The organism is Cupriavidus sp. 2KB_3 (assembly GCF_052115685.1).
Classification (GTDB): domain Bacteria; phylum Pseudomonadota; class Gammaproteobacteria; order Burkholderiales; family Burkholderiaceae; genus Cupriavidus; species Cupriavidus campinensis.
On record NZ_JBFRHD010000014.1, the window covers coordinates 80,582 to 93,978 of the forward strand.

Here is a 13,397-nt window from a genome sequence, read left to right on the forward strand (position 1 = left end):
TGCGCATTCAATCGCAATCTCATTACAAACGGCTTTCATCTTGTCGGCATTCCCACCCAAATGCGCCCAACGTGTGGGTCGGGAAAACACCGATTGGCGCTACGTCCGGTTCAGGCGGAGGTGGCGGAGGTGGCGGATGAGGCAGGCGCCGCGGCGACGATTCTTAATGCGCGCTCGAGCACAGGGCGGTCCACCATCTTGCCGTCCACCGCGATGGCCGCGCCCTGGGCGGCGGCGGCCTGCGCCACCACGCGCCGCGCCCACGCCACTTCCTGGGCGGACGGCGCCAGTGCAGCATGCACGCCTTCCACCTGGTTCGGATGGATCAGCAGCTTGGCGCCGAAGCCGAAGCGGCGCCCCCGGGCGGTGTCGGCCGCCAGCGCCTCGGCGTCGCCGATGGCGGTGCAGACCCCGTCGACCGGCGCCGGCAGCCCGGCCGCGCGCGAATGGAGGACCAGCTCGCTGCGGAAGTGATGCAGCGGCTCGCCGTCGTCGGCCACGTCTAGATCGAACATCAGGTCGATGCTGCCGAACACCAGCCGTGTGACGCCCGGCGCGCGCGCTACCGCATACAGGTCGGCAAACCCGGCGGCCGTCTCCAGCAGGGCATGGCAGTGGGCGTCGGGCAGCTCGGCGTGGAGGGCGGCAAGCGCGGTGGCGTCGGCCTTCGGCAGCACAATCTGGCGCACCGACTGCGCGCGGCACCAGGCGAGATCGTCGGCAAACCATGCGGTATCGGCGCCGTTCACGCGCACAAAAAGCTGTACGCCACCGACCTGGGCGGCTGTCCGCAGGCCACTCCAGGGAGCGGAGAGGCCCGCCCGGGCCTCCGCCTTGGCATCGGGGGCGACGGCATCCTCCAGGTCGACGATGACCGCATCGGCGCCGGCCGACAGAGCCTTGCCGATACGCTCGGGACGGGAGGCGGGAACGAACAGGTAGCTGCGCGGTACGCGGGGGGTAGTCATGGTCGGCTCACCGTCAAACCACGCCATCGGCGTGAAGTTGGGCCACTTGCGCGGCGGAACAGCCGATTTCCGCCAGGATGGCATCGGTATGCTGGCCGACCGCGGGAATCGGATCCATCCGCGCATCGGTCAGGCCCGGCGGCAGCAACGCCGGGATCTCGCCGACCGGCGACGCCACGGTGCGCCACCGCTCCCGCGCGGCCAGTTGCGGGTGTTGCCAGACATCGGCCATGGTATTGACGTTGGCGTTGGCGATCTTGGCCTCCTCGAGCCGCTGCACCACCTGCTCCGCCGTCATGTGCGAGAACGCCTCGACGATCCGCGCCCGCAACTGGGCCCGATTGGCGCTGCGCAGGCTGTTGGTGGCGAACGCGGCATGCGTGGCCAGCGCCGGCTCGCCCAGCACGGTCTTGCAGAAGACCGACCACTCCCGCTCGTTCTGCAGCCCGAGCATCACGGTCTTGCCGTCGCCGGTCGGGAATGGCCCGTAGGGGTAGATGGTGGCGTGGGCGGCGCCGGCGCGCGGCGGCGGCTCGGCACCATCGAAGGCGTAGTACATCGGGAAGCTCATCCACTCGACCATCGATTCCAGCATCGACACGTCGATCCGCTTGCCGCGCCCGGTCTGGCCGCGCTCGATCAGTGCCGCCAGGATATTGCTGTAGGCATACATGCCGGCGGCAATGTCCGCCACCGAGGCCCCCGCCTTGACGCCCTCTTCGGCCGTGCCGGTCACCGAGACGAACCCCGATTCGCTCTGCACCAGCAGGTCGTAGGCCTTCTTGTCCCGATAGGGGCCGTCGCCGCCGTAGCCCGAGATGTCGCAGACGATCAGGCGCGGATAGCGGGCCGACAGCGTCTCGTAATCCAACCCGAGCCGGGCCGCCGCCCCCGGGGCGAGGTTCTGCACCAGCACGTCCGCGCGCGCCAGCAGCCCTTCCATCACCGGCGTGGCGCCGGGCGCCTTCACGTCCAGCGTCAGGCTTTCCTTCGAACGGTTGGTCCAGACGAAATGCGACGACAGGCCGCGCACGCGGCTATCGTAGGCGCGGGCGAAATCCCCCGGGCCCGGCCGCTCGATCTTGATCACGCGCGCGCCAAGGTCCGCCAGCTGGCGGGTGCAGAACGGCGCGGCAATCGCCTGTTCGAGGGAGATGACGGTAATGCCGGCTAAGGGTCGGGTCATGGCGATAGGGTCCGGGGGTGCTCGATGCCGCCAATCTACCCGCGTGCCCCGCCTATGTGAAATAGGGATTGCCAAAGCCTCCATAAGTAGAATCAATACCCTCAACGAGAGGACACCCGACGAACGGGACAGGAGACAGCGGCGATGGACATCCGGGCAATGCGGTATTTCGTGGCGATCGTCGACCACGGCAGCCTGACACGCGCCGCCGAGGTGGTCTGCGTGGCGCAGCCGGCGCTGAGCCAGCAACTGGCGGCGCTCGAGGAGGAATTTGGCGTGCCGCTGGTGCATCGCGGCGCCAAGGGCGTGCGGCCCACCGAGGCCGGCAAGACGCTTTATCGTCACATTCGGAATATCCTGCGCCAGGTCGAGATTGCCGGCGCGGATGTCCGGGTGGCCGGCTCGAAGATCTCCGGCAATGTCGCCATCGGCCTGCCGACCACGGCAGCGGCGGCCTTCGGCATGCCGCTGATGCGCGCGGTGCGGCAGCGCTATCCGCAGGTGCGGCTGCAACTGTTCGAAAGCATGAGCGGCTATATCTCCGAGCTGCTCAACCAGAACCGGCTCGATTTCGCCATCCTGTTCCGCGACACGGCCTCGCGCGCGGTGGAGCCCGAACCGCTGGCCAGCGAACCGCTCTACCTGATCGGCACGCCGCCCGGGCGCGCCACCCGCTCGGCCACCATCGCGCTGAAAGCCCTCGACGGCATTCCGCTGGTGCTGCCCAGCGGCTCGCAGGGCCTGCGCGAGGTGGTGGAGCGCAGCTTCGCCAAGGCCGGCATCGCCCTGAACGTGGTGGCGGACCTCGATTCGCTGCCCTTCCTGCTGGCCGCCGCCCGCGAGGGGCTGGCCTGCACGGTGCTGCCGGCGTCGTCGCTGGGGGAGAGTCCGGGCGCAGAAGGGGATGGGGCTGGGGATGCCGAAGGGGGCATCGGGCGCCGCCTGATCCTGCCGGAACTGCGCCGCACGCTGTCGCTGTGCTGGCCCCGGGCGCTGCCGCGTTCGAACGCGGCCGAGGCTGTGGCCGAGATCCTGCGGGAAATTGTCTCTGTGCGCATCGCGCAAGGCGGCTCGCTGGCGCCGCCCCCCTCCCCTGCGGCACCTGTCGGCCGATAAGAAATCCTTATGGCCATAGTCGGCGATTGAATTTCTCCTGCGCAACGGCCTCGGCTAGAGTGGGCGCCAGCATGGGCGGGACCGACATCCCAGATAACCGCCCGTCACAGGAGACAACAATGCTTCGCACCCTTCCCGCCCTGGCTGGCATGGCCATGGCCACGGCCCTTACGCTGGCCGCCGTTGGCGGCGCCCACGCCGACACCTATCCCAGCAAGCCGATCCAGATGATCGTGCCCCAGGCGCCGGGCGGCACCAATGACATCGTCGCGCGGCTGGTGGCCGCCGATCTGTCGCAGCGCCTGGGCCAGCAGGTGGTCGTCGAGAACCGTCCCGGCGCCGGCGGCAACATCGGCACGCAAGCCGCCGCGCGCGCCACTGCGGACGGCTACACCCTGCTGATGACCATCAGCAGCACGCAGGCGATCAACCCCTCCCTGTACCGCCAGATTCCGTTCGACCCGATCAAGGATTTCGAGCCGATCGCCCCCGTGGCGACGGTGCCGAACGTGCTGGTCGTGAATCCCGCGTTCCCGGCCAAGTCGATGGCGGAGCTGATCACGATGGCCAAGGCCAAGCCGGATTTCTACCGCTACGCGTCGGCCGGCAATGGCACGCTGAACCATCTGCTCGGCGAGATGCTGAACAGCATGGCCGGCATCAAACTCGAGCATGTGCCCTACAAGGGGGTGGCGCCGGCGTTGAACGATGTGCTCGGCAACCAGGTGCCGATGGCCTTCGCCAGCCTGCCCTCGGTGCTGGCCCATATCAAGGCCGGCAAGGTGCGCGCGCTGGGCGTGAGTTCGGCCAAGCGCTCGCCGTTCGCGCCGGATATCCCGGCCATCAGCGAAACCGTGCCCGGCTATAGCGGCGACCTCTGGGTTGGCCTGTTCGCCGTGCGCGGCACGCCCAAGGCGGTGACGGAGAAGCTCGCCAAGACGCTGCAGGCCGCGCTGGCCGACGCGCCGCTGCGCGACAAGCTCGCCGCGCAGGGCGCCGAGGTGCTCACCGGCACTCCGCAGCAGTTTTCAACCATGTTGCGCGCCGATATCGACAAATGGGGCAAGATCGTGAAGGCCTCGGGCGCCCAGGTGGACTGACTCGCCTCAGGTTCCCTCAGTCGCGGTCCTGCACCGCGCGCAGCAGTGTCAGCCGGGTCTTGCCGTCGGGCGTGAAATGCGTGCCAAAGCGCACCAGCCCGGCCCGGCGCAGGTGGCAGGTCATCGTGAAACTCAGCAGCATCCCGGGCTCGGTATCGTCGATATCGATATCGATGCCCCGGAGCCTCGGCTCGTAGCGCAGCAGCGTGATTTCAATCTCACGCTTGAGCGTGTGCGCCGATGAGGGCAGGTGCCGGTAGATGCGCGACAGATCGCCCAGCCCATAGTCCGGGAGGTGGGCCAGCCCGCCGCGCCGGCTGTTGAGAATGCGCTGGATATTGTCCTGGACGGACAGGAAAGTCTGCGTCGCCAGGTCGAATTCCTCGACCGGCACCCCATTCGCGAAGTGCCCCGTGATTGCCTCGAACAGGCCCGGGCCGCCGGCCATTACTGGTCAGCCTCCGCCAGCGCGGCATCCTCGTCAAACTCCAGCCCGATGCCGTCCGCATCCGAGAAAGTCAGCCGGATCGTGGCCGGGGCGCCCGCCTCCGCCGCCTTGCTCCCCATTCTTATTAGCAGCTCGCGGGCCAGCACCGGCAGGATCTGCTGGTCGAGCAGGCTGTCGATATTGCGCGCGCCGGTGTCCGGCAACAGGCAGGCGGCGACCAGCGCGTCCACCAGCCCATCGTCGTAGCGCAGCGGCACGCCGAACCGGCGCGCCACCCGCTCGCTGACCTTGTCCAGCTTCATGCGGACGATTGTCGCCATGGGCCCGGCGGCCAGCGGCCGGAACACCACGGTCTGGAACCGCGCCAGCAGCGCTGGCTGGAAATGCTCGACCAGCGTCGGGCGGACCGCCTCCATCAGCATGCCGGGGGTGGCCGCGCCGCCAGCCTCGGCCAACGCGTCCGTAGCGGCCAGGATCTGGTCGCTGCCCAGATTCGACGTCATCACGATCACCGTATTGCGGAAGTCGATCACCCGGCCTTCGCCGTCGCGCATGAAGCCGCGGTCGAACACCTGATAGAACAGGCTCAGCACGTCGCGGTGGGCTTTCTCCACCTCGTCGAGCAACACCACGCTGTAGGGGCGCTGGCGCACCGCCTCGGTCAGGACGCCGCCCTCGCCATAGCCGACGTAGCCGGGCGGCGAGCCCTTCAGTTGCGACACCGTGTGCGCCTCCTGGTATTCGGACAGGTTGATCGTGATCAGCGCCCGCTCGCCGCCGAACATCAGGTCGGCCAGCGCCCGCGCCGTCTCCGTCTTGCCGACCCCAGAAGGCCCGACGAGCAGGAACACGCCGATCGGTGCGTCTTCGGCCTTGAGCCCCGCCTTCGCCGCCCGCAACCGCTTGCCGAGCGCTTCGAGCGCCTCGTCCTGGCCCACCACTACGCGGCCCAGCCTGGCCTCCAGATCCAGCAGCGTGGCCAGTTCGCTGGCCAGCAGGCTGTCCGCCGGCACCCCGGTCCAGTCCGCGATGACTTCGGCGATCGCGTGCTCGTCCACCTCGGCGCGAATCAGCGCCTCCCGCCCGGCTGAACCCACGGCGCGGTGGGCGGCCTCAATCGAGGGCGCGAGATCCTGCCGCAACGCCTCGTCCGCGTCCTGCCATTGGCGGCGCAGGCCGAACAGGGTCTCCGTCGCGGCCTTCTGGGCGGCGAGGGTCTGCGTGAATCGGGCGAGATCGTCATCCAGCGCCTCCAGCCGGCTGTCGATGGCGCCGATCCGTGCGGCGTCACGGATGCCGGTGGCACCCTCGTCCTGCGCCAGCGCGGCACGCTCGGTTTCCAGCGCCGCGCGCTCGGCCTCGCACCGGGCGAGGGCAATCGGCGTGGTGTCCTGGCTCATGCGTACCCGCGCGGCGGCGGTATCGAGCAGGTCAACCGCCTTGTCGGGCAACTGGCGCCCGGTCAGGTACCGGCGCGAGAGCCGCACGGCAGCGGCGACGGCCGCGTCGGTGACATGCACGTCATGGTGCCGCGCATAGCGCTCCTTGAGCCCGCGCAGCATCAGGCAGGCGGCCTCGTCGTCGGGCTCGTCCACCTTCACCATCTGGAAGCGCCGCTCGAGTGCCGCGTCGCGCTCGAAATACTGCTTGTACTCCGACCACGTAGTCGCCGCGATGGTCCGAAGCTCACCGCGCGCAAGCGCCGGCTTCAGCAGATTGGCCGCATCGGCGCCGCCAGCGCTGTTGCCTGCCCCGATCAGCGTGTGGGCTTCGTCGATGAACAGCAGGATCGGCGTCGGCGACTGCTGCACCGCCTCGATCACCTGCTTGAGCCGCTGCTCGAACTCGCCCTTGACGCCGGCGCCGGCCTGCAACAGGCCGAGGTCGAGCGTCAGCAAGCTGGTGTTGGCGATGATCGCCGGGACATCGCCCTCCGCGATGCGCAGCGCCAGCCCCTCGACCAGCGCGGTCTTGCCAACCCCGGGCTCGCCCACGAGGATGGGGTTGTTCTTGCGGCGCCGCGCGAGGATGTCGATCATCTGCCGGATCTCGACATCACGGCCAAAGACCGGATCGATCTGCCCGGCACGGGCCTTGGCGGTGATGTCGATCGTGAAACGGCCCAGCACCGGGTTGTCGGGGCGGTCCGCCACGGTTGGCGTGTCGGTTGGCAGGGGAAGGATCTCGGGCAGCCGCTGCGCCTCGCTCGATATCTGGTCCAGCTCCGGCATCAGCCGCTCGATCTGCGCGGCGGAGACACTGAGCAGCGGCCAGGCATCCGGCGCCCGCAGCCAATGCGGCGCTTCCACCAGCGCGGCGAGCAGGTGCGCCGAGCGAATCTCGGCGCCGCCCGGCGCCCCCACCGCCGCCGTCGAGAGCGACGCGCGCATCCATGCCGCCTCCAGCCACTGGCCCACGCGCGGCGAGAGCCCGGGCCGGCCCCGCAGGTCATGCGGCAGGCGGTCGATAGCGGCGAGCAGCGCATGCCAGATGGCATCGACATCGAGTTCATAGCGCCGCAGGATCGCCAGCAGGTCGCCTTCGCCCAGTTCGAGCAGCTTGATCAGCCAGTGCTCGACCTCGATGTCCCGGTGGGCACGGGTCTCGCAGAGGCTGGCCGCCTCGGTCAGCGCGCGGGCGCAATGGGGGTTCAGGCGTCGCAGGAACGGGGAATAGTCGCGGGCAGTCATGAGGGAGAAATGGCGATGGACGCGAAGAAAAGGCCGGCGCGCGGCCGGCCCGGCCTTACTCAGGCACGCTCGTTCCAGCTATCGGCATGGATGATGTTGCCGTCCTTGTACGACCAGGTGATCTTCTCGTAGCGCAGCTCGATGCTCTCGAGATGGTTGTGCTTCTCGAAGGCCGGGCTCTTGATGTCGTGCATCTTGGGCGTGACGCCGACCACCTTGACGTTCTCGAGCTTGGTGTTGAAGTACTCCTTCTCCTTGCCGGCATCGTCGATCTTGTACCAACGGATCTCGACGGCCTTCAGCGTCTGGCCGCTGGAGACGGCCTTGTACAGATACGGCGTCGAGGCGTCAGTCTCCTTGGTGAAGACGATCGGCTCGTGCACGCGGGTGCCCGTCAGCTTGCCAGTGTTGGCATCCGTCGGGATCTTGACCGCATGGTCGAACGCCACCACCTCGACACTGCCCTCGCGGCCCGAAACCGTGACCGAACCCTTGATGTCGGCGCCACCATCGTCCTTGATCCACATGTATGCGGGAATTGCCATTTGCTTACTCCTTCTGCTGAAATGAACAGGCCGACTGGCCAGAAGTGACCCGATCGCCGTCACGGCAATCGGGAACAAGGGTGATCTCCACACGGCGGTTGGCGGCGCGGCCCGCCTCGGTATCGTTGTCCGCCTTCGGACGGGTGTCGCCGTAGCCTTGCGTCGCGAAATGCGTCAGCGGCAACCCGGCGGCATCGGCCAGCCAGTTGCGGACGGACACCGCGCGCGCCTCGGACAGCCGCAGGTTGCTGTGCGAATTGCCAGTGGCATCGGTGTGGCCGGCCACCAGCACGCGCTTGTCCGGATGCGCCCGAACCATCTCCAGCGCGCCGATCATCACGCGGTTGGAGCCCGGATTCAGGGTGGCGCTACCGCTGCGGAACAACGCCAGGCTGTCCAGTTCGATCGTGACCGGCGGCGGAGGCGGCGGCCGGTAGCTGGCAATCAGCGTATCGATGGGCGCACGCAGCGCGGCGCCGCGATACAGGCCGAGGCCAAGCCGCAGCGGCACGCCGTTGCGGGCATGGCGGTCCAGTTCGTCGCGGTCACGCCGGACGGTCTTGAGGGCATCGACACGCGCCGCATCCTGTTCCGGAGCCAGCGCGCGATAGCGGTCCATATTGCCCGTGACCCGCGCCACCAGCGCCCGGTTCTGCCATGCCGAGGCGGCCGCAGCTGCACAGAAAGCCACCGCCAGCCACACGAAACCATGCGCCAGCGCCCGTGGCAGCGCGCGCCGGACCGGCTGCCGGCCGATGCCGAGGATCAGCGGCTCTGGGAGCGGATAGCGGACACCGCCGCTCCCTTGTGCCCGATGCGCCCCGACCAGACCGGTGATGTGCGCCACGGCCCCGGCAAACAGCGACTTGTCGGCTGGCGTGCCACGCACCGCGATTACGCCGACAGCGGCCACCTGCACCGGTCGTCCCGTGCGGCGACCGTCGCGGCTGCCTTCGCGGCTTTCGTCCCGCATGGGCGGCAGCAAGGCCGCTTGCACCCATCTGGCCAGGGCGTGCAGCCGGGCGGCGCGATACCACCGCGCGGCGCGGTCGGCCGGCCCGGCGGTGCGTGCGTAGGAATCGAGGCTCGCCGCGACTTGCGCGATCCATGCCTCGTCCGCCAGCGCCGCTTCGCCAGACATGCCGAACCACGGGCATTCGTCCGGCGGCCCGTCCGATGCCTCGCCATAGACCGCGACGCACACAGGTAGCGGATAGTCCACGGCGCGGCTGGCCTCGCCAATCGCGTGGCGCAAGCGGCCGAGGCGCGCGTTCAGCGTTGCGGCGTCGCGGATCTGGCCGGCAGCGGCCAGGCACGCCACGGCGTCCGGCCCCTGGCCGTCGCGCCAGCGTTTCAGGGCGTCCGCCACGTGCGCCAGCCGCGCCGGATCGTCCACGCGCACCCAGATCGCGGACTCGGTGATGCGGACCAACGCGTCGCCGAACGCCGACGCCAGGGCGCCATCCGGCTCGCCTACGGCCAGTACGAGCGGCGTATTGCGGCGCATTTCGCCGGGCAATGCATCGAGCGACGCGTTGACGGCTTCCAGCACGGCCCGGGAGGCTCGCCGGCGTGCCCGCCCACGCCGTGTGGCAACGATCATCGCCGCCAGCATTAGCGCCACGACGAACATGCCCAACAGCAGGTTCCAGGTGGCCGACCATGGCGAGCACAGTCCAAGCCATGCCAGACAGAGCGCCGTGAGCCAGCCAGCCAAGGTGCGATAGGGATAACCGGTCACGTTACGCCCTTCAGGCAGCCAGCCGCGCGATGGCCGCGTCGAGCCAGCGATCCAGCACCAGATAGACCAGCCCGGCGCCGAGGAGCGCGAGTCCCACCCAGGCGACCGGCGAGATGTGCCAGTCGGCGCGTCCCTTGCCATGAGTGACGATGACCGGCCCGTTACCCTGGTCGAGCCCCGCACGCGCCAGCCGCTCATCGAGCGCGCGCAGCAGCGCGGCGCGGTCCGTGGCGCCGTTCAGGGCGAATCGCCCCTGGAAACCCAGTCCGAGCACCACATGGAAGACCCCGAGCAATGGCAGCACCGGTTGCGGTGCCGCAAGCCGCCGTTCGATGCGGTCGATCAGCGCGTCGCCCGCGTCATGACTCTGGAATTCCTTGACCTGCAACGGCTCGCGCTCCCACTCGTTCCGGCCCGCTCCCTCAAGGTGGCGGAGCGCGTATTCGTCGAGCAGCGCGCATTGCGCATAGATCGCGTCCTCAATGACGTCCGGGGATTGCCCCGCCGCCCGGAGTTCCTCACGCAGGCGGGCGATGTGCCCCAGGCACGTCTCACGGAACGATGCGAAGGCCACCGGAGTACTCCCGCTGGCCAGCGCAGCGACAGTGAGGGCGGTATCGCGGAGCGCGAGCGGAAAAATCGGATTTGACGTGGTCATGCCGGCAATACCGCAAAGAGTTCGAGCGATACGTCCGGCACGGAAGCCGGCACGTAGAACTGGCAGGCCCGCGCGTCCAGCATGCGCCGGAACGCCGGGTGGGCGCTATCGAGCGCGAAGTACTGGTTCTCGATCCGCACCGGAATGGCGGCGGGCAGGCGCGACATCGACCGCAGCGGAATGCCGGGCAGCGCCGAGTTGACGATCTGCGAGACTTCGTCTGGCGCTCCCGCCTTGCACAGCCGTGGCAGTTGTTCGAGCAAGGCGTGCGCCGGCATGCCAGCCTGCACCGACAGGTAGTACTCGGTGCCCTCGACCAGCCGCTCGTCGAGGATCTTGCCGTCCCAGATCGTGGGCCGCAGCCGTTCAAGTGCAATCGGCACGACGCGCGACGGCACCACCGCATCCACCAGCCGCCGAATCATCGATTCCAGTTCCGCGAACACAGGCTCTGGCGCCATGTGGTCGTAAGCCGGAATGGCCTGCAGCGTCTCCGTGGTCGAGAACGTCAGCAACGCACCCGCCAGCCGCGCCAGCACCCGGTAGAGTTGCTCGGGATGCTGCTGCGGCGCCGCGCACAGCCGCGCCAGTTCGGGCCAGGCACTGTTGACACTGTGCAGCAGCCAGAAGAGCGCGACGTCGGCCACCGCGTAGTCGGCCATCTGGTCGGAGCGCTCGCGCCGGCGCACGCCCAGGCTCGCACTCTTCGCACTGAGGATGCTCGATAGCCGCGTCATGCGCGCGGTCAACTGGTCGCTCGCGGACAGGAACAGGCTCGGCGGCACGTAGCCCGGATCGAGTTCGATCTGCCCCTGCGGCGTGCGGACAATCCGGGCGATCGGGCACGTCACATAGTCGCCCTGTGCCTCGCCATCGAACAGCAAGGCCAGTGCGTGACGCTCGACGCTGATTTCCTCCTTGCCATCGCCGTGCAGGTCGGCTACGCCGAGGTACTCACGCACGAAGCGGCGCGGCCGCGCCGGCCGCTCGCCATCCTCGACGCAATTACCACCCAGCGCGTCCAACAGCGGCAGCCCGATCAGGACCACCGCCGCGTCCGCGCCTGCGGGCAGATCGGATAGATCGCGCGCCGCAGGGGTCCGGTCGGCCGTCTCCGTGTCGATCACGGTGCCATCCGGCAGGCGCAGGGCGAGCGAACTTACCGCGAGGCGATTCACTGACAAGGCCTGGGTATCGATGACGACGCGCACGACGCCCCACGGCTCCGGGGTGACGATGCGCGCAATCTGCTCGCCGGCGTGGCGCTCCCATAGCGCCTGCTGCTGGAAATGCTGCGGCGTCATAAAGATGCCCTGCGCCCACAGCGGTCTTGTGATCTTCATGGTATCGGGCCGATTCCGCTATCAGTTCTTCGCCTTGGGCATCTGCGAGACGAGCGACAGGTTGATGTCCATCCCCTCGATCTGGAAATGCGGCACGATGAACAGTTTCACGCGGAAGAAGCCCGGGTTGTCCTCGATATCCTCGACAATGACCCGCGCATCGCGCAGCGGATGCGACGCCTGCAGTTCGTCACCCGGATCAGTCATCTCGGTCACGAGGGTCTTGATCCAGTTGTTCAGCTCCAGCTCCAGCAGGCGGCGGTCCTTGGTGGTGCCGATGTTCTCGCGCTGGATCAGCTTCAGGTAATGCGCGATGCGCGACAGCAGGAAGATGTACGGCAGGCGCGCGTTGACACGGCTGTTCGCGGTGGCCTCCTTGGTGTCGTACAGGGCCGGCTTCTGGGCCGAATGCGCCGAGAAGAAGCACGCGAAATCGTGATTCTTGTAGTACGACAGCGGGATGAAACCGAGGTTGGCGAACTCGAACTCGCGCGTTTCGGGAATCAGCACCTCGGTCGGGATCTTGGCCTGGTTGCCTGTACCAAGGTCATAGAGGTGAATCGGCAGGTCCTCGACCAGACCACCAGCCTGCGGACCCCGGATCTGCACGCACCAGCCGTTCTTGATAAAGCTCTGCACCATGTTCGCGGCGAACGAGAACGATGCATTGGCCCAGAGGTAACGGTTGTGATCCGGCCCCTTGACCGCCTCCGTATAGTTGAACGCGCGGACCGGCACGGTATCCGGACCGTACGGCAGCCGCGCCAGAAAGCGGGGTAGCGTCAGGCCGATATAGCGTGCGTCGTCGGACTCGCGGAAGCTCTTCCACTTCAGGTACTCGGCGCGGTCGAAGTAGTTGCCGATGTCGCGGATCGCCGCCACGTCCTCCATCGACGTCTTGCCAAAGAACTCCGGCGCCACCGCACCCACGAACGGCATGTGCGCAGCCGCCGACACCTTCGAGATATTGCGCAGCAGGGCGATATCCTGCGGGCTACGGTCGAACGCGTAGTTGGAGATGATCGAGCCGATTGGCTCGCCGCCCGGTGTGTCGTACTCCTGGATATAGGTGTGCAGGTACAGGCCGCTCTGGATCACCTCGGGGGTGTCCTCGAAGTCCTGGCGCAGCGCTTCCTTCGAGACGTCGAGCACCTCGATCTTCACGTTCTTGCGGAAATCAGTGCGATCGACCAGGAATTTCAGGCCGCGCCAGGCCGATTCGATCTCCTGGAAGGTCTCGTGATGCATGATTGCATCGAGCTGCCGGCTGATCTTCTCGTCCAGATGGGCGATGTGGAAGTCGAGCAGGCTCTTGTCGAGCCGGTCCACCTGCTGTGACGAATCCTGGATCATCTTCAGGAACACGTGCATGGCCTGCGCCACGCGCTCGTCGAGCGACGATTCGGACAGCGCGTCTGCGCTCTGGAACGACTCCACCGGCCGCGTGCTACGGACCGGCGACAGGTTGATCTTCTCGCAGAGCGCTTCATAGACGCTCTTGCCCGGCGCGTCAAGGACGACGGCAGCGGCGGCGCTATCGGCGGCGCTATGGGTACGTGCAGACAGTTCTGGCTTCTTTTCCATGGAGAAAATCCTCGGGTA

11 protein-coding genes are annotated in these 13,397 nt (G+C 67.9%); 2 read left to right on the forward strand and 9 right to left on the reverse strand.

Going from position 1 to position 13,397, the window contains the following annotated elements:
- Positions 1–110: 110 nt before the first annotated feature.
- Both AB4120_RS16360 and AB4120_RS16365 read right to left on the reverse strand, forming a co-directional pair.
- Positions 111–968, reverse strand: coding sequence for an HpcH/HpaI aldolase/citrate lyase family protein (locus AB4120_RS16360; protein ID WP_441642575.1), 858 nt, complete (start codon positions 966–968; stop codon positions 111–113).
- 13 nt (positions 969–981) lie between these two features.
- Complete coding sequence (locus tag AB4120_RS16365; protein ID WP_187645283.1) at positions 982–2,154, reverse strand: CaiB/BaiF CoA transferase family protein; 1,173 nt, start codon at positions 2,152–2,154, stop codon at positions 982–984.
- A 144-nt stretch (positions 2,155–2,298) separates the two neighbouring features.
- Here AB4120_RS16365 and AB4120_RS16370 point away from each other — a divergent pair, with 144 nt between their 5' ends.
- Positions 2,299–3,270 carry a LysR substrate-binding domain-containing protein gene (locus AB4120_RS16370; RefSeq protein WP_149138272.1) on the forward strand — a complete coding sequence of 324 codons (972 nt, stop codon included), beginning with the start codon at positions 2,299–2,301 and terminating at the stop codon, positions 3,268–3,270.
- 119 nt (positions 3,271–3,389) lie between these two features.
- The gene (locus AB4120_RS16375; RefSeq protein WP_149138273.1) at positions 3,390–4,370 is read left to right on the forward strand and encodes a tripartite tricarboxylate transporter substrate binding protein; all 981 of its coding nucleotides are present in this window, start codon (positions 3,390–3,392) and stop codon (positions 4,368–4,370) included.
- Between the two features lie 16 nt (positions 4,371–4,386).
- On the opposite strand, the gene tssE is transcribed toward AB4120_RS16375, so the two are convergent.
- Genes tssE through tssC form a run of 7 tightly spaced genes read right to left on the reverse strand, consistent with a single transcriptional unit; the run spans position 4,387 to position 13,379 of the window.
- Positions 4,387–4,818 (reverse strand): type VI secretion system baseplate subunit TssE, encoded by a 432-nt coding sequence (gene tssE, locus AB4120_RS16380; protein WP_149138274.1) that lies wholly within the window; start codon positions 4,816–4,818, stop codon positions 4,387–4,389.
- Positions 4,818–7,508, reverse strand: a complete 2,691-nt coding sequence (gene tssH, locus AB4120_RS16385; protein WP_149138275.1) for a type VI secretion system ATPase TssH — start codon at positions 7,506–7,508, stop codon at positions 4,818–4,820. The genes tssE and tssH overlap by 1 nt, the downstream gene beginning before the upstream one ends.
- 59 nt (positions 7,509–7,567) lie before the next feature.
- Entirely contained in the window at positions 7,568–8,053 is a 486-nt protein-coding gene (locus tag AB4120_RS16390) for an Hcp family type VI secretion system effector (protein WP_092293497.1), read from the reverse strand.
- 4 nt (positions 8,054–8,057) lie between these two features.
- The gene (locus AB4120_RS16395; protein ID WP_149138276.1) at positions 8,058–9,794 is read right to left on the reverse strand and encodes an OmpA family protein; all 1,737 of its coding nucleotides are present in this window, start codon (positions 9,792–9,794) and stop codon (positions 8,058–8,060) included.
- A gap of 10 nt (positions 9,795–9,804) precedes the next feature.
- Positions 9,805–10,452, reverse strand: a complete 648-nt coding sequence (locus AB4120_RS16400; RefSeq protein ID WP_149138277.1) for a DotU/TssL family secretion system protein — start codon at positions 10,450–10,452, stop codon at positions 9,805–9,807.
- On the reverse strand, positions 10,449–11,795 hold the full coding sequence (tssK, locus tag AB4120_RS16405) for a type VI secretion system baseplate subunit TssK (RefSeq protein ID WP_149138278.1): 1,347 nt from the start codon (positions 11,793–11,795) through the stop codon (positions 10,449–10,451). The genes AB4120_RS16400 and tssK overlap by 4 nt, the downstream gene beginning before the upstream one ends.
- A gap of 21 nt (positions 11,796–11,816) precedes the next feature.
- Positions 11,817–13,379 (reverse strand): type VI secretion system contractile sheath large subunit, encoded by a 1,563-nt coding sequence (tssC, locus tag AB4120_RS16410; protein WP_250025591.1) that lies wholly within the window; start codon positions 13,377–13,379, stop codon positions 11,817–11,819.
- Between the last annotated feature and the right edge of the window lie 18 nt (positions 13,380–13,397).

Excerpts from the sequence above, each read along its gene's own strand:
- AB4120_RS16360 (WP_441642575.1), bottom strand. The coding sequence starts at position 968 with ATGACTACCCCCCGCGTACCGCGCAGCTACCTGTTCGTTCCCGCCTCC.
- AB4120_RS16365 (WP_187645283.1), bottom strand. The coding sequence starts at position 2,154 with ATGACCCGACCCTTAGCCGGCATTACCGTCATCTCCCTCGAACAGGCG.
- AB4120_RS16370 (WP_149138272.1), top strand. The coding sequence starts at position 2,299 with ATGGACATCCGGGCAATGCGGTATTTCGTGGCGATCGTCGACCACGGC.
- AB4120_RS16375 (WP_149138273.1), top strand. The coding sequence starts at position 3,390 with ATGCTTCGCACCCTTCCCGCCCTGGCTGGCATGGCCATGGCCACGGCC.
- tssE (WP_149138274.1), bottom strand. The coding sequence starts at position 4,818 with ATGGCCGGCGGCCCGGGCCTGTTCGAGGCAATCACGGGGCACTTCGCG.
- tssH (WP_149138275.1), bottom strand. The coding sequence starts at position 7,508 with ATGACTGCCCGCGACTATTCCCCGTTCCTGCGACGCCTGAACCCCCAT.
- AB4120_RS16390 (WP_092293497.1), bottom strand. The coding sequence starts at position 8,053 with ATGGCAATTCCCGCATACATGTGGATCAAGGACGATGGTGGCGCCGAC.
- AB4120_RS16400 (WP_149138277.1), bottom strand. The coding sequence starts at position 10,452 with ATGACCACGTCAAATCCGATTTTTCCGCTCGCGCTCCGCGATACCGCC.
- tssK (WP_149138278.1), bottom strand. The coding sequence starts at position 11,795 with ATGAAGATCACAAGACCGCTGTGGGCGCAGGGCATCTTTATGACGCCG.
- tssC (WP_250025591.1), bottom strand. The coding sequence starts at position 13,379 with ATGGAAAAGAAGCCAGAACTGTCTGCACGTACCCATAGCGCCGCCGAT.